This is a genomic window from Janthinobacterium sp. TND4EL3 (assembly GCF_900156175.1).
Lineage (GTDB): Bacteria > Pseudomonadota > Gammaproteobacteria > Burkholderiales > Burkholderiaceae_D > Janthinobacterium.
Map to the genome: position 1 here is coordinate 135,057 of NZ_FTMV01000007.1, position 16,217 is coordinate 151,273.

Below are 16,217 nucleotides of genomic sequence, written 5' to 3' on the forward strand. Positions count from 1 at the left end.
AGAAGCGTACCGGGCTGTAATATGCCCGGTTCGTGTAAATGCAGTACAATTGCATCTTCGCAGCGCTACGCCGCCGCCATGCGCGCAAAAAAATTAAATAATAAGCAATAGTCATCAGGCCAGACGCCAGCACAGCGGGCGCCCGTGACCCGGCGCCATTTTGAGGTAAGAAAATCATCGATCCCGTCCTTTTATCCATTTTGCTCGCGACCACGATCGCGGGCGTGTTGAGCATTACCGCGGCGGCGATCTTTTCGTTTGCATTCCTGTCCAAAGTGGTCGAACGCATGGTCAGCTTGTCCGTCGGCATCATGTTGTCGACGTCCTTGCTGCACGCCTTGCCGGAAGCGTTCGAGTCCCAGGCAGACCCGCGCAGCCTGTTCGCCACCCTGCTGGCGGGCTTGCTGGCCTTTTTCATGCTGGAAAAATTCGCCATCCTGCGCCATTCGCACCACCATGAAGGCGACGGCCACCACCACGCGCACGGCCACGACAAGCACGAAGCGGGCAAGGCCGGCTGGATGATCCTCGTCGGCGACGGCATGCACAACTTTACGGACGGCATTTTGATCGCGGCCGCCTTCCTGGCCGACCCGAAGCTGGGCCTGGTCACGGGCCTGGCCATCATCGCGCATGAAATCCCGCAGGAAATCGGCGATTTTATCGTGCTGCTCAACGCCGGTTTCTCGCGCCTGCGCGCCTATGTGTTCAACTTGTTGTGCAGCATGATGGCGGTGGCGGGCGGCTTGCTCGGCTATTTCACCCTGGACCGCGCCAGCAATCTGATCCCTTACGTGCTCGTGTTCGCCTCGTCCGGCTTCATCTATATCGCCCTGTCCGACCTGATGCCGCAGATGCAGCGCCGCGCCACCCTGCGCGAAACCATCCCGCAAGTGCTGTTGATCGCGCTGGGCGTGTGCATCGTGCTGTTCTTGACGCACAAGCGCCACGGCGGTTGATACGCCGTTCTGCCGGCGTAATACCATCTATGCTATATTGCCTTTCTGACTAACTTGCACAGAAAGGAGGAAAATATAATGGAAGAAAACTTGTTGCTCGCCTTGTGGCGCGCACGCTCTTTAAGCGCATTTGCCAGCTCTTGCCCACGTTCTATCGCGCTGCGATAACCTGGCCAGAGCAAAGTTACCCTCCCTTACGAGTCCTTTCCTGGTACTCCGTTGTCGTTAGCGCTCCTGTTAACGCGGATGCTTGCATCCCGAACAAAGACAAGAGCCATGACTACCCTTATTTCTGCACAAGCTTTACAGCTGGATACCCACGACGGTTTCCTCTTCAATGAACTCGCCTTTACCTTGCGCCAGGGCGACCGCATCGGCCTGATCGGCCACAATGGCTGCGGCAAATCCACCTTGCTGGGCTTGCTCAGCGGCACGCGGGCAGCGACGGCCGGCACCATCCAGCTCGCCCGTGCCTGCCGCTTGCAGCATGTGGAACAGCATTTGCCGGCCGAACTAGCCAGCCTGAGCCTGTACGACGCCTTGCTGGCGCCCGTGCTGGAGCAGCCCGAGCTGCATTGGCGGGTCGACAGCCTGCTGGCCGAGCTGGGCTTCGATCTTGATACGGCGCAAGTGCCCGTGCATGCCCTGTCCGGCGGCCAGCACACGCGGCTGCTGCTGGGGCGCGCCCTGCTGCAGGAGCCGAACGTGCTGCTGCTCGACGAGCCGAGCAATCACCTGGATTTGCCTTCGCTGCTGTGGCTGGAGCAATTCCTGCTGCGCTGGCGCGGCGCCTTCATCCTCGTCTCGCATGACCAGCGCCTGCTCGACAACGTGGCCACGCGCAGCTGGATCTTGCGCGATAGCCGCCTCTACGATTTCGACTTGCCCTGCGGTCCCGCGCTGGCGGCCCTGGCCGAGATGGACGTGGCCGCTGCCGCCCGCCACGCGGCCGAACAGAAGGAAATCGACCGCCTGTCCGCCAGCAGCGCCCGCCTGGCCCTGTGGGGCCGCACCTATGACAATGAAGACCTGGCGCGCAAGGCCAAGACCATGCAGCGGCGCATCGACAAGCTGAAGGATGCGCAAGCGTTCGTCAGCGACGGCGCACCGTGGCGTTTGACCCTGCGCGGCAAGGCGCTGGCGGCCGACCAGCTGCTGGCGCTGGACGAACTCGATGTGCGCGCCGTGCCCGCTTCCCCGCTGCTGTTTCACACGGGCCAGGTTTGGCTGAAACCGGGCGACCGGGTTGCCTTGCTGGGTGCCAACGGCAGCGGCAAGTCGTCCTTGCTGCGCCTGTGCTGGCAGGCGATCCAGGCGCAGGATGAGCGGCCCGACTTGCGCTACCACAAGGCGGCCAATATCGGCTATTACGACCAGTCGCTCCAGCAGCTGGCCGACGCTGCCGATTTGTCCGACGCCCTGTACCCGTTTGCCGTGCAAAACGAAGCGGCGCGCAGCCAGGTGGCGCGCAGGCAGGCGCTGATTGCGGCCGGTTTTCCGTATGCGCGCCATGGCCAGACGGTGGCGACGCTGAGCGGCGGCGAGCGGGCGCGGCTGCTGTTCCTGGGGCTGTCGCTGGCCAGCTACCATTTACTGCTGCTCGATGAACCGAGCAACCACCTGGACATGCAGGGCAAGGCGGAACTGGGGCAAGCCTTGCGCGGCTTTGACGGCGGCTGTTTATTGGTGTCGCACGACCGCGATCTGATCGAGACGGCGTGCAACCGCTTTTGGGTGGTGGCCGACGGCCAGCTGGAAGAGTGGCCGGACGCGGCCAGCGCGTATGCACGGTTGAGTGCCGAGGATGGGCAAGCGCCGGTGCCGGTGGCAAGGATGGAAAGCGCGCCGCTTGCGCCAGCGCAAACTGATGTAGATCAACAGCTCGAACGCTTGTGTGAACTGGAGCAATTGCTGGCGGAAGACCTGGCGAGAAAGCCGCGCCACCAGAAGCGGGCCAGCCAGCAGGCGTGGCTGGTGGAACTGGCGCAGTTGAATCAATCGCTGGGGATAACGTCGTAGTTATCCACCGGACATGAAAAAGCGGACCGAGGTCCGCTTTTTTTTAGTTACCCGTCGCCACAGGCCGCGCCGTATCCGCGCACCATTCGCTCCACGAACCCGGATACAGGGCCGCGCCAGGCAAGCCGGCCACTTCCAGGGCCAGCAGGTTGTGGCACGCCGTCACGCCGGAGCCGCACTGCATGATGGCCGCTTGCGGTGCATCAAACAGGGCGCTGAAATCGCGCCGCAGTTCTTCCGCGCTTTTAAAGCGGCCATCCGCTTGTAAATTATCCTTGAAGAAACGGTTCTTCGCGCCGGGGATGTGGCCGCCCACGGGGTCGATGGTTTCGTTTTCGCCGCGATAACGGTCGGGCGCGCGTGCGTCGATGACGGTCAAGGCCTGCGTTTCCAGGTTGGCGACGACGTCCTGCACGCTGGCCGTGCGCACCAGGCTGGCTTTTTCCGTCAGCTTGCCGGCAGGGCGCGGTGCCACGGGCGTGACCAGCGGCAAACCTTGCGCCTGCCAGGCGGCCAGGCCGCCGTCGAGCACGGCCACATTCGGATGGCCGACCCAGCGCAGCAGCCACCACAGGCGGGCGGCGAACATGCCGCCCTGACCATCGTAGGCCACCACTTGCGTGTCGTCATCGATGCCCCAGCCGCGCAGGATGGCCAGCAGGGCGTTGCGGTCTGGCAAGGGATGCCGTCCCGTAAAGTTCGCGCCGCGCGCCGTCTTGGGGCCGGACAGGGCCGTGTCGATGTCGGCGAACTGGGCGTTCTGGATATGCCCGGCGGCAAACGCGTCGCTGCCCGCTGTCGGGTTGAGCAAGTCGTGGCGGCAATCGAGGATGACCCAGCTGCTGTCATGCAGGTGGCTGGCCAGTTCGCTGGCCTGGATCAAGGTGGTGTACATCAGGAACGCTCCTTTACACTTCGCTGGCGATGGGATCCGTGCGCGCGATGGCGGCGCCACGGGCCGTGTTGCGGGTATTGTAATAGGTGGCCGCGATACCCGAGGCGAGGATGATGCCGATGCCGGCCCAGCCGTGCCAGTCGAACAGGTCGCCAAAGATCACCACGCCCCAGAAGCTGGAAAAGACGATGCCTGTGTATTGCAAATTGGCAACAACAAGGGTCTTGCCCAGGCGGTAGGCGCGCGTCATGGCCATCTGCGCCATGGTGGCGCACAGGCCGATGGCGGCCAGCAAGCCGATGCCGTAGGCGCTCGTGTGCGCATGCCAGACGACGGGGCCGCCGCCAGCGCTGGCCACGTGGCCGATCACGCCGGCCAGGAAATTGACGACCGAGAAATAGAACACGACCCGGTATTCGGGTTCGCCCAGCAAGCCCAGCTTGCGCACCTGCAAGTAGGCGAGGGCCGACAGCATGCCGGAAATCAAGGCCGTGATGGCGCCGGCCGCCTGTTCCGTCTCGAACACGGGCTGCAGCAGCAATGTCACGCCGACAAAGCTCATGGCAATGGCCGCCACCAGCGGCCACTCGACCTGTTGCATGCCTTTCCACCAGCCGCCGGCGAGCAGGATCACGGCGATCCAGATGGGCGCCATGTAATTGAGCGTCATGGCCGTGGCCAGCGGCAGGATGGCGATGGCATAAAACCACAGCCACAAGGCGATCACGCCGACCACGCCGCGCCACAGATGCTGGCCCGGCATCGTGGTTTTGAAGCTGCCGCCCTGGTACAGGATCGTGCAGCTCATGACGAGCATGCCGATGATGCCGCGGTACATGACGATTTCCGAGGTCGAATACAGATCCGACGCCAGTTTCACGCACACGCCCATGATGGCGAACATAAAGCTGGCAAACAGCATCCAAAGTGACTGCATGAGTAAATCCTGACGATGAAAATGAAAAAGGGCCGCGCAATGCGGCCCTTGAGGAACTACAGTTCGATATTGCTGCGGTACCATTCGTGGAAATGCTGCATGCCGTCTTCCATGGGCGATTGGTAAGGGCCCACTTCGTTCACGCCGCGCGCCATCAGGACCTTGCGGCCCGCATCCATGCGCTGGGCGATTTCATCGTCCTCGACACAGGTTTCCATGTAGGCAGCCCGTTCCGCTTCGACGAGCTCGCGCTCGAACAGCACGATTTCTTCGGGGTAATAGAACTCGACCACGTTGCGCGTCTTTTGCGGACCCATCGGCCACAGGGTCGAGACGACGAGCACGTGCGGATACCATTCGACCATGATGTTCGGATACAGGGTCAGCCAGATGGCGCCATACGGCGGCGGTTCGCCGCCGCGGAATTGCAGCACCTGCTCCTGCCATTTCTTGTAGGCAGGGGAGCCGGCCTGCTGCAGGCCGCGGTGCACGCCCACCGTCTGCACGCTGTAATCCTTGCCGAATTCCCAGCGCAGGTCGTCGCAGCTGACAAAGCTGCCCAGGCCCGGGTGGAACGGTTCCACGTGATAATCCTCGAGGTAGACTTCGATGAAAGTCTTCCAGTTGTAGTCGCACTCGTGGATTTCCACGTGGTCGAACATATAGCCGGAAAAATCGAGGTCTTTCGAGACGGACAAATCTTTCAATTTTTCCATCACGTTGTAGCCATTTTGCTCGAACAGCAAGCCATTCCAGCTTTGCAGCGGCGTTTTCGACAGGTTCAGGCACGGCGTCTCGGGGAAATGCGGCGCGCCCATCAGTTCACCCTTGAGGTCGTAGGTCCAGCGGTGCAGCGGGCAGACGATATGGTTCGCGTTGCCGCGGCCATTGAACATCAGCGCCTGCCGGTGACGGCACACGTTGGACAGCACTTCGATGCCATTGGCGTTGCGCACGAGCATGCGCCCTTCGTTCTCAGACGCCAGGGTCGCAAAATCGCCGGTTTCCGGCACCATCAGCGCATGCCCGACATAGCGCGGGCCGGCCTGGAATAATTGCTGCATTTCACGCTGCAACAGCGTTTCGTCAAAATAGACGTGGACCGGAAGTTGCGCGTTTGAGCGCGCCAGCTTGGCGTGAGTAGCCAGATCGGACATCCCAACCCCCCATAAATGTACAACGGTCAGCAGTGCCCCAGGCCATTCCCTGGGCAACCGCTACAGAGAGAAAGAATCCGCAAAGACCTGAATTCAAAATTGTTGAAACGGTATTTCGGACAGAACCGGCGATTATAGCGCGGATCGGCCTCGGCATTGCCAACACCACCGGCAAATCGCCTACTTTAATGAGAAAGATTGTCATTTGCCGTGCAATTTCCGGTAGCAAGGGGCGATTCGGCTAAAATCCACCGATTAACTGGCAACATCCCTCGTTTGAGCGCGCCGATTGCGCTTTAGTTTTCACTTAATAGTGTGGTTTGTTCTAAAATAACGCTTCTATGCTGGCCGGGAGTCCCCGGCGTCTCCCTACAAGCCCCTCGTGCCACGAAGAGATCTGAGTCTATGTCGAAGAAATTAACTGCCGCTGCCGCAGCGCCGGCCTCGTTTGAAGAGGCGATGGCGGAACTGGCGCAGCTGGTAACGCAAATGGAAGCGGGCCAGTTGCCGCTGGAAGCATCGGTCGCGGCCTACCAGCGCGGCTCGGAACTGGTCAAGTATTGCGCTACCCAGCTCGATAGCGTCGAAGCGCAGGTGAAAGTTCTCGAAGGCGACATGTTGAAACCGTTCGTCGATGCCGGCGAGGCCGCACAATGATGGCCAATGTGCAACAAGACGGCGTCACCTTCGGCGACTGGATGCAAAGCACGCAGTCCGGCGTGGAAGCCCGCCTCGACGAGTTCCTGCCGGCGGCGGACGCGGTGCCGCACAAGCTGCACGCGGCCATGCGCTACGCGCTCTTGGGCGGCGGCAAGCGCGTGCGCCCGCTGCTGGTGATGGCGGCAGGCGAACTGTTTGATGCCGATCAAGACACGCTCGCGCGCGCTGCCTGTGCGCTGGAAATGATTCACGTGTATTCGCTCGTGCATGACGACATGCCGTGCATGGATGACGATGCCTTGCGCCGTGGCAAGCCCACCGTGCACATCGCCTACGATGAGGCGACGGCCCTGCTGGTCGGCGACGCGCTGCAATCGCAGGCCTTCATGCTGCTGGCCGACGGCGCGGCCATTCCACCGGCGCGGCAGATGGCCATGGTCAAGCTGCTGGCGCACGCGTCCGGGTCCAGCGGCATGTGCGGCGGCCAGGCGATCGACCTCGACAGCGTCGGCCTGGCCCTGACCCTGCCGCAGCTGGAACAGATGCATCAACTCAAGACGGGCGCCTTGCTGCGCGCGGCCGTGATCCTCGGCGCGCTGGCGGGCAAGGACTTGACGGCGGACGAGATGACGGCGCTGAACGCCTATGCGCGCGCCGTCGGCCTGGCCTTCCAGGTGGTCGACGACGTGCTCGACGCGACGGCCGATTCGGCCACCCTGGGCAAGACGGCGGGCAAGGATGCGGCCGCCAACAAGCCCACTTACGTATCGATACTGGGGCTGGAACCATCGCGGGCCCTGGCAGAACAATTGCGGTGCGACGCCCATGCGGCGCTGGCGCCATTCGGGGACAAGGCACGCCGCCTGCGCGAGCTGGCAGACCTGGTCGTGCAGCGGAAGGCATAAATGAAACTGTTAGAAACCATCAATGAACCAGCGCAAGTGCGCAAGCTGGCCCGCTCGCAACTGGTGCCGCTGGCGCAGGAATTGCGCAGCTTCCTGCTCGATTCCGTCTCCAAGACGGGCGGCCACCTGTCGTCCAACCTGGGCACGGTCGAGCTGACCGTCGCGCTGCATTACGTGTTCAACACGCCGCACGACCGCATCGTGTGGGACGTGGGCCACCAGACCTATTCGCACAAGATCCTGACGGGCCGGCGCGAGCGCATGCACACCTTGCGCCAGAAGGACGGCATTTCCGGCTTCCCCAAGCGTGACGAGAGCGAATACGACACGTTTGGCACGGCGCACTCGTCGACGTCGATTTCCGCCGCGCTGGGCATGGCGCAGGCCGCCAAGATCAAGGGCGACCCGCTGCACGCGATCGCCGTGATCGGCGACGGCTCGATGACGGCCGGCATGGCCTTCGAGGCGATGAACAATGCGGGCGTGCAGGAAGACGTCAACCTGCTGGTGATCTTGAACGACAACGACATGTCGATCTCGCCGCCGGTGGGCGCGCTGAACCGCCACCTGGCGCGGCTGATGTCGGGCCAGTTCTATGCGGCGGCGAAAAATGTTGGCAAATCCGTCTTGCCCGGCCCCGTGCTGGAACTGGCGAAGCGCTTTGAAGAGCACGCCAAGGGCATGGTCGTGCCCGCCACCATGTTCGAGGAATTCGGTTTTAACTATATCGGCCCCATCGACGGCCACGACCTCGATTCGCTGATCCCGACCTTGCAAAATATCAAGCAATTGAAGGGTCCGCAATTCCTGCACGTGGTCACCAAGAAGGGCCAGGGCTACAAGCTGGCCGAGGCGGAGCCGATCTTGTACCACGGCACGGGCAAGTTCAATCCGGCGGAAGGCATCAAGCCGGCCACGGCGCCGGCCAAGATGACGTACACGGAAGTGTTCGGCAACTGGCTGTGCGACATGGCCGCGCACGACAAGCGCCTGGTGGGCATCACGCCGGCCATGCGCGAAGGCTCGGGCATGGTGAAATTCGAACAGCAATTCCCGACCCGCTATTTCGACGTCGGTATTGCCGAACAGCATTCCGTGACCTTCGGCGCGGGCCTGGCTTGCGAAGGCCTGAAACCCGTCGTGGCCATTTACTCGACCTTTTTGCAGCGCGCCTACGACCAGCTGATCCACGACGTGGCCCTGCAAAACCTGGACGTGACGTTCGCGCTGGACCGCGCCGGCCTGGTGGGCGCCGACGGCGCCACGCACGCGGGCAACTACGACATGGCGTTTTTGCGCTGCATCCCGAACATGGTCGTCATGGCCGCGTCCGACGAAAACGAATGCCGCCAGATGCTGACCACGGGCTACCATTATCCGGGCCCGGCCGCCATCCGCTATCCGCGCGGCGCCGGCACGGGGGCTGCCATCGTGCCGGAACTGAGCAGCATCGAGATCGGCAAGGGCGAACTCAAGCGCCAGGGCAAGCGCATCGCCATCCTGGCCTTCGGTTCCATGGTGGCACCTAGCGTGGCGGCCGGTGACAAGCTCGACGCGACGGTGGCCAACATGCGCTTCGTCAAGCCGCTCGACGTGGCGCTGGTGAAACAGCTGGCTGCCGAGCACGATTATCTGGTGACGGTGGAAGAGGGCTGCATCATGGGCGGCGCCGGTTCGGCCGTGGCCGAGGCGCTGGCGGCCGAAGGGATCGTCAAGCCGATTCTGATGCTGGGCTTGCCCGACGTCTTCATCGACCATGGCGACCCCGTGCAACTGCTGAAAAGCGTGGGCCTGGACGCCGCCGGCATCGCCGCGTCGATCGAGCAGCGCTTCCCGTCCGCCGGCCCCCGCCTGGCCATGGTCAGCTAAGCTTGCTTGTACACATGAACAGCGGCACTGCGGTGCCGCTTTTTTTTGCCTGCAGGAATTTTACGCTGCACTGCAACATTTTTCGGCGGGGAATGCTACGATGTCGCTTTGATACCTTTCAAAGCTGATCTTGCATTTCAGGAAACTTCACCGCCGTTCACGCGCACTGGCCGGCCGCTGGCTGACGGGCTTGCACGCCTACACCGACAGCCTGGCGCAGCGCCGCCCCCTGTGGATGGTCACCCTGGCCATCGATGAAACGAATCTGTCCGAGGGTTTGCGGGCCGCCTGCGCCTCAAGCGCCATGCTGCTGCTGGGCTTGCTGTTCGACCATCCCGATTTTTCCTGGGCCGCCATCGGCGCCTTCTGGACTTGCCTGGCCGATGCGGCCGGCACGCGGCGCATGCGTTTTGTGTCGATGGTGGGCTTCGGCCTGCTGTCGACCGTCGTGGGCGGGCTGGCGGCGCTGGCGGCCGGCCATGGCGTGGCGACGGCGGCCCTCGCCGTGCTGCTGTTTTCCTGGGCCGGCGCGCTGGCGCGCATCTGGGGCGCGGCCACGGCGCAAGTGGCCATCCTGGCGGCCACGGCTTGCGTGGTCATGGTCACGCATCCGCTGGACTCGATGACGCAGAGCGCGCCTTTCCTGGGCCTGTACATGTTCGGCTGCCTGTTCGCCACCGTGCTCAGCTTTACGGTGTGGCGCATCCATCCTTTCAGCCCGAGCAGGCGCGCGCTGCGCGCCGCGTATTCGCGCCTGGCCGGCATCGCGCGCGACAATGCGCGCTTTCTCGAACATGATCCGGCGCAAGGCGACTTTGCCGCGCATGGCGCCAGCTACCGCTCGCAGGCGCGCGCCGCGCTGGAAGCGGCCCGCGTGGCGCTGGCCGCCGTGCCGCCGTCGCGGGCGGGCCGCAGCGCCCTGTACGACAACCTGCTGCTGGCCCTCAGCGACGCCGAACGCATCTTCGCCTACCTGATCGCCGTCACGCATACCTGCGAGCGCGAGCAGCAGCGGCTGCGCCAGGACCCGCGCGCGCGGCGCAGCCTGGAAGTGATGGCCGTGCTGCTGCGCCGCCTGGGGCAGGCCGTGCAGCGCCGTCCGGAAACGCCGCCGCTGGAGTTGCAGCGCCGCCTGGCCGCCTGCGGACGGCGGCTGGAAGCGGCGCTGGGCGCCTTGCTGCCGCTGCGCCTGAACGTGGAATTCATGGACCTGGGCATGCCGCGCGCCACGCAGCTGCCGTGGCGCGAGGTGGCCCTGCTGGCGCTGGCGCAGGCGTGGCAGACGCTGAAGGTCAACGCCACGCCGCAGTCGCTGAGCTGGCGCCACGCGGCGCGCGTGTCGCTGGCGACGACGGCCGGTTTTTTGCTGGTCGAGGCGCTGCACATCCCGTTCGGCTACTGGGCCACCATGGCGACCTTATTGATATTGCAGCCGTCCGTGTCGACCACCTGGCCGCGCGGCATCGAGCGCGTGGCCGGCAGCGTGCTGGGAGCCGTGCTGGCCGTGCTGATCGGCCTCGTCATTTACACGCCGCTGGGCATTTCGCTCGTGGTGTTTCCCCTGATTGTCGCCACCATGGCCTTGCGCCGTGTCAGCTACAGCCTGCACGTGCTGTTCATGACGCCGGCCTTCGTGCTGGTGGCCGACTATGCGGCGCCGGCCAGCGAGATGGTGTATGCCGTGAGCCGCCTGGGCAACAATGTGCTCGGCTGCGTGCTGGCCCTGCTGGCCACGTTTTACCTGTGGCCCGACCGCGAAGCGGATGACCTGGATCAGCGCCTGGCAAACGCCGTCTCGGCCAACCTGAAATACCTGCTGGCCGTGCTGGCGGCCGGCGGTAAATGGGATAGCGCGATTGCGCGCCTGCGCCGCGAGGCGGGACTGGCCAGTAATAACGCGGAGCAAGTCCTGCAGCGTCTGCGCATCGAGCGCCGCCTGGACCGCAGCGAGGGCGTGGGCCTGGCCGCCTTGCGCACCTTGCCGCTGCTGCGCCGCGTGGCGGGCAGCACGGCGCGCATCAGCCTCAGTCCCCAGGCCGAGCCGGCCACGCCCGAGCTGCAGCAGTGGATCGCCGCCGTCAGCGCGGAAATCGATGCGCTGCTGCGCGGTGAAGCCGATGTCGGCGCGCCCGGCCAGTGCGCCAGCGCGGGCCTGACGCCCCTGCAGGCCGACGCCGTGGCGCAGGTGCAGATGCTGCGCGGCTTGCTGCGCGACCATCTGCATGCGCAGCCGGATAAGGTGGCGGCGCCCGCATGAGCGGAGGGCGTGGCGCGGACGCAACAGGCCGCCGCGAAATTTTTACGCGCGTCAAAAAATAGCCGTGTCTTGGTCTTCCTGCATTGCAAATGCAAATAGCAATCGTTATCATTTGCAATTGGCAGCATGGTACGGCGGCACTGGCTCGTTGAGTGGGGGCGGCATCATGAGACTGTCTCTTCCTTTTCGCAGTTTCAAGGTGTTCATGTCTTCCATTCTTAACTTGCGCCAGTCCGTACTGGCCATTGGCCTGGCCTGTGGCGCCGGCGCCGCCACCCCGTTTGCCTACGCCGCCGAGGCCGACTCCGAAGAACCCGCGCCGCAAGTGCTGCCCGAAGTGCGGCTGCAGGCCGAGCGGGTATCGGTGGGCGAACAGCGCCTGGACCGGCGCCAGATCGAAGCGATGAATGGCATCGACGGCAATATCACGAGTTTGTTGCGCATCAATCCCAGCGTGCAATTCGATAACAAGCAGCAAGCGTCCGCCACCCAGGGCGAACTGGCACCGGCCGACATCAGCATCAACGGCGCCAAGTTCTACGACAATCTGTATCAAATGGACGGCATGTCCTTCAACAACGATATCGGCCCCGCCAGCAGCGGCACCAACGTCAACGCCACGCCGCCGTCGGCCAGCCAGGGCTTTGCCGTCGACACCAGCCTGCTGTGCGACGTGACGGTGCTCGATGCGAACATCGGCGCCGAATATGGCCGCTTCAAGGGCGGCGTGGTCAAGGCCAATACCTGCGCCCCTACGCGCAAGCTGGCCGGCCAGATGTCCGTCGAAAGCACGCGCTCGTCGTGGATGCAATACAAGCTCAGCGACAGCCAGAAGGACAGCGCCGCCCAGTCGGCATCGGCCGCCTTGCAGCCCGAGTTTGAAAAGTGGACCTACCGCGCGGCGCTGCAGGGCAAGGTGACGGAGAATTTCAGCCTGATCGGCAGTTTCATCCGCAAGACGTCGGAAATTCCCTTGAAAGGCTATGCCAACGGCTTGATCAGTGAAGGCGACGCCAACCGCAAGGTGCAACGACGGGGCAACGATAACGTCTTTGTGCGCGGCTTCTGGACCATCACTCCCGGCGTGCTGGCCGACTTTTCCGTCATGCATGCGCCGTCCGATGGCGACTATTTCATCGCCAGCGCCAGGAACAGCAACTTCCATCTGAAGAGCGGCGGCGACGCCTACAACCTGGGCCTGAGCCATCCGCTGGCGCTGCTGGGCAAGGCGACGGTGGAACACCGCCTGAGCTGGAAGAAAATGGACAGCTCGCGCGGTGCGGACGAGAGCAACTGGAAACTGTGGCGCTATTCGAGCGACAAGAACTGGGGCGTCAAGACGGGCACGGGCGCCTCCGGCTGGAACAGCAGCGAAGGCGGTTGGGGCGACGTGGACCAGCAACAGAAAAACGTCGACTATCAGGGCAAGCTGAAGTGGGAACCGCTGGACTGGCTGGGCATGTCGCACACCTTCCAGGCGGGCCTGGAACTGGGCACGCAGACGTCCAGCTATCGCCGCAATACCACCTACGAACAGTACACGGCGTCGCTCAACACCAACACCTGCAATATGGTGGGCGGCGGGGTGGATACGCAGTTTTGCTCGCTGGCAACGCCATGGAATGCCGCCGCCAACGTGCGCGGCCAGTACCTGGCGTCGCGCATCATTTATTACGCGGGCGCCTATGAGTTGAGCAACAAGACGCGTGGCGCCTTCCTGCAGGACGATATCCGGGCGGGCGACGTGCGCCTGCGCCTGGGCGTGCGCTACGATGCGGACGACCTGGCGCCGAAGTCGAGCATCGCGCCGCGCCTGTCCGCCTTCTGGGATGTGGCGGGCAAGGGCACGACGCAGGTCGAGCTGGGCGCCAACCGCTACTATGGCCGCAATTTCTTCGACTTCTACGCGCAGTCGAAGCGCCTGGCACTGCAGACGAAGGCGCAGACGCGCACCCTGTCGGGCGGCTTGCTGAAGGACTGGGCGGCGCCCGAGATGGCCGCCAACTGGGCCTGGTACCAGCTGGGCGACATGAAAACGCCATACACGGACGAGAAAATGCTGGGCATCAGCCATCTATGGGGCGGCGTGAAGTGGAGCGCCAAGCGCGTGCTGCGCGCGGGCCGCGACGAGATGGTGCAGCACCTGGCATCGGCCGCCAATTATTATTGGGACAATATCGGCCGCACCGACAGCAAGGTATGGACGCTGGCCGCCGAAACGGCCCGTCCCCTGCGCTGGGGCGGCAGCAGCACGCAGGTGCAGTTCGGCTTTGACCACACGCGCACCAGCTCGTCGCACGCCAGTTACGATGACACCCTGAGCAATCTCGCGGGCGACCTGGACGAGTATATCTATTACCAGGGCAAGTTCGTGCGCTGGATCGACCGTCCGGCGAATAACTACAACCGTCCCTGGACGGCGCGCCTGCTGCTGTCGACCGATGTGCCCGCGTACCGCCTGAAGGTGGATAACTTCCTGCGCATGCGGGGGCCGGAAACGGGCATGGTCGCGACGGGCGAGGCGAAGCTGTTCGAGGATGGCGTGGCCAATGTCTACCGGGACGAAACGGTCGGCAAGTCCTTCACCTGGGACATGCGCGTGCAGTACGCGCTGCCGCAGACGGGGCCGGGCGAAGGCTACCTGAACCTGGGTATCGAAAATGTCACCAACCGCAGCAATCCGCTGTTCCAGGCCAGCGAGACGGTGTATGAAAAAGGCCGCCAGTTCACGCTGGAACTCGGCTACCGCTTCTAATGAACGTATCGGCAGGCGCATGAAACTCGCATCCCACCTGAAAAAAACCACCTTCGCCGTGGCCGCCTTGCTGGCGGGCGGCGCGGGCCTGATGATGAGCATGGATGGCCGCGCCAGCGATGCCATTCCCGCCGGCGTTGCCTGCGCAGCGGACAAGGGCTGGGACATGGCCTGTTTGCGCCAGCTCTACGCGCAGCCCATCGCCCGCTGGCCCCGGCCGCAGGTGGCCGACGGCGTCACGCCGGCCGAGATGGCGCCCGTGTCGGCGATGCCGCTGCCGCAGGTGCCGCCACAGGTGGCGGCGCTGGGCCAGCGCCTGTTCAACGACCCGCGCCTGTCGCGCTCGAACGCGGTGGCCTGCATCAGCTGCCACAGCCCCGCGCACAGCTTTGCCGACAGCAAGCGTGTTTCCGTCGGGCACGAAGGGCGGCAGGGCCAGCGCAATACGCCGGGCTTGCTGGGCGTGGCGCAGATCAAGCCGCTGTTCTGGGATGGCCGCGCCAGCACCCTGGAAGAACAGGCGTTGGGCCCCTTGCAGCATCCGGACGAGATGGCCATGGACGTACCGGCCCTGGCGGCCAAGCTGGCCGCGCTCGATGATTACCCGGCGCAATTCAATGCTGCTTTCGGCAAGAAAGAAGGCGTGACCTTGCCGCGCATCCTGACGGCGCTGGCCGACTACCAGCGCACCCTGCTGCCGCCCGTCACGCGCTTCGATACCTTTCTGGCGGGTGAGCGCACGGCCCTGAACGACCGCGAGCTGCTGGGCCTGCATTTGTTCCGCACCAAGGCGCGCTGCATGAGCTGCCACAGCGGCGCCCTGCTGACGGACCAGCAATTCCACAACCTGGGACTGACCTATTACGGGCGCAAGAAATACGAAGACCTGGGGCGCTACCTGGTGACGGGCAGGGACGAGGACGTGGGCAAGTTCCGCACGCCGGGCCTGCGCGGCGTGGCGCAATCAGGGCCGTGGATGCACAACGGCCTGTTCCCGCAGATGGTGGGCTTGCTGAACATGTATAACGCGGGCATGTCGCGCCCCGTGCCGCACAACGCGCAGCAGGCGGCCGATCCGAAGTTTCCCGTCACCTCGCCCCTGTTGCAGCCATTGCAGCTGACATCGGCGGAAATCATTGCGCTGAAGAGCTTTCTGGAAGTGCTGTAGGCGCGGCGCGTCCTGCAGGTCCGTGATCATCTGTCGCTTCCTGTTTTACCCCCTGGTGCGGTCATGCCGCCACAGCACGTCGCTGCCGCCGGCAAAGCGGTTGAGCGCGCGCGAGAGCACGAACAGCAGGTCCGACAGGCGGTTCACGTACTGGCGCGGATGTTCGTGCAGGGGCTCCGCATTGGCCAGGGCGACGATGCTGCGCTCGGCGCGGCGGCACACGGTGCGGCACACGTGCGCCAGCGAGGCGGCGCGCGAGCCGGCCGGCAGGATGAATTCGGACAGGGCCGGCAAGTCGGCATTGTATTTCGCCAGTAAATCATCGAGGCGCAGCACGTGCTCTTCCTTGATCAGCTGGTAGCCGGGGATGCAGATTTCGCCGCCCAGGTCGAACAGGTCGTGCTGGATGGCCACCAGTTCGCCGCGCAAGGCGTCGGGCATGGCTTCGCACAGCAGCAAGCCGATGTTGGAATTGAGTTCGTCCACGTCGCCCATGGCGTGGATGCGCGCGCTGTCCTTGCTGGTGCGGCTGCCGTCGCCCAGGCCGGTGCTGCCATTGTCGCCCGTGCGCGTGGCGATTTTCGAGAGTCGGTTGCCCATGATGTCGATCCTGTCAAAGAAGAATGGGGGCAGCAT

12 protein-coding genes are annotated in these 16,217 nt (G+C 64.1%); 8 read left to right on the top strand and 4 right to left on the bottom strand.

Features of this window, described 5'->3' with window-relative positions:
• Positions 1-200 precede the first annotated feature (200 nt).
• Entirely contained in the window at positions 201-959 is a 759-nt protein-coding gene (locus BXA07_RS13035; RefSeq protein WP_076568336.1) for a ZIP family metal transporter, read from the top strand.
• 276 nt (positions 960-1,235) lie between these two features.
• Positions 1,236-2,978, top strand: coding sequence for an ABC-F family ATP-binding cassette domain-containing protein (locus BXA07_RS13040; RefSeq protein WP_076568337.1), 1,743 nt, complete (start codon positions 1,236-1,238; stop codon positions 2,976-2,978).
• Between the two features lie 43 nt (positions 2,979-3,021).
• Here BXA07_RS13040 and BXA07_RS13045 read toward each other — a convergent pair whose 3' ends face one another.
• Genes BXA07_RS13045 through BXA07_RS13055 form a run of 3 tightly spaced genes read right to left on the bottom strand, consistent with a single transcriptional unit; the run spans position 3,022 to position 5,967 of the window.
• Positions 3,022-3,873, bottom strand: a complete 852-nt coding sequence (locus tag BXA07_RS13045; RefSeq protein ID WP_076568338.1) for a sulfurtransferase — start codon at positions 3,871-3,873, stop codon at positions 3,022-3,024.
• Positions 3,874-3,886: 13 nt separating this feature from the next.
• The gene (locus BXA07_RS13050) at positions 3,887-4,810 is read right to left on the bottom strand and encodes a DMT family transporter (RefSeq protein ID WP_076568339.1); all 924 of its coding nucleotides are present in this window, start codon (positions 4,808-4,810) and stop codon (positions 3,887-3,889) included.
• A gap of 56 nt (positions 4,811-4,866) precedes the next feature.
• On the bottom strand, positions 4,867-5,967 hold the full coding sequence (locus BXA07_RS13055) for an aromatic ring-hydroxylating oxygenase subunit alpha (RefSeq protein ID WP_076568340.1): 1,101 nt from the start codon (positions 5,965-5,967) through the stop codon (positions 4,867-4,869).
• Between the two features lie 405 nt (positions 5,968-6,372).
• Between BXA07_RS13055 and BXA07_RS13060 the strand changes: the two genes are divergently transcribed.
• The 6 genes from BXA07_RS13060 (at position 6,373) to BXA07_RS13085 (ending at position 15,581) form a co-directional block, all read left to right on the top strand.
• Positions 6,373-6,624, top strand: a complete 252-nt coding sequence (locus BXA07_RS13060; RefSeq protein ID WP_046683420.1) for an exodeoxyribonuclease VII small subunit — start codon at positions 6,373-6,375, stop codon at positions 6,622-6,624.
• Positions 6,621-7,532 (top strand): polyprenyl synthetase family protein, encoded by a 912-nt coding sequence (locus tag BXA07_RS13065; protein ID WP_244556264.1) that lies wholly within the window; start codon positions 6,621-6,623, stop codon positions 7,530-7,532. Before BXA07_RS13060 ends, BXA07_RS13065 begins: the two co-directional genes overlap by 4 nt.
• Positions 7,533-9,401 (top strand): 1-deoxy-D-xylulose-5-phosphate synthase, encoded by a 1,869-nt coding sequence (gene dxs, locus BXA07_RS13070; RefSeq protein WP_076568341.1) that lies wholly within the window; start codon positions 7,533-7,535, stop codon positions 9,399-9,401. It begins immediately after the preceding gene.
• A gap of 130 nt (positions 9,402-9,531) precedes the next feature.
• Positions 9,532-11,658 carry an FUSC family protein gene (locus BXA07_RS13075; protein WP_076568342.1) on the top strand — a complete coding sequence of 709 codons (2,127 nt, stop codon included), beginning with the start codon at positions 9,532-9,534 and terminating at the stop codon, positions 11,656-11,658.
• Between the two features lie 205 nt (positions 11,659-11,863).
• Positions 11,864-14,413, top strand: a complete 2,550-nt coding sequence (locus tag BXA07_RS13080; RefSeq protein WP_076568343.1) for a TonB-dependent receptor — start codon at positions 11,864-11,866, stop codon at positions 14,411-14,413.
• Positions 14,414-14,432: 19 nt separating this feature from the next.
• Positions 14,433-15,581, top strand: coding sequence for a cytochrome-c peroxidase (locus tag BXA07_RS13085; protein ID WP_244556265.1), 1,149 nt, complete (start codon positions 14,433-14,435; stop codon positions 15,579-15,581).
• A gap of 45 nt (positions 15,582-15,626) precedes the next feature.
• On the opposite strand, the gene BXA07_RS13090 is transcribed toward BXA07_RS13085, so the two are convergent.
• The gene (locus BXA07_RS13090; RefSeq protein WP_076568462.1) at positions 15,627-16,181 is read right to left on the bottom strand and encodes a cob(I)yrinic acid a,c-diamide adenosyltransferase; all 555 of its coding nucleotides are present in this window, start codon (positions 16,179-16,181) and stop codon (positions 15,627-15,629) included.
• Positions 16,182-16,217 lie beyond the last annotated feature (36 nt).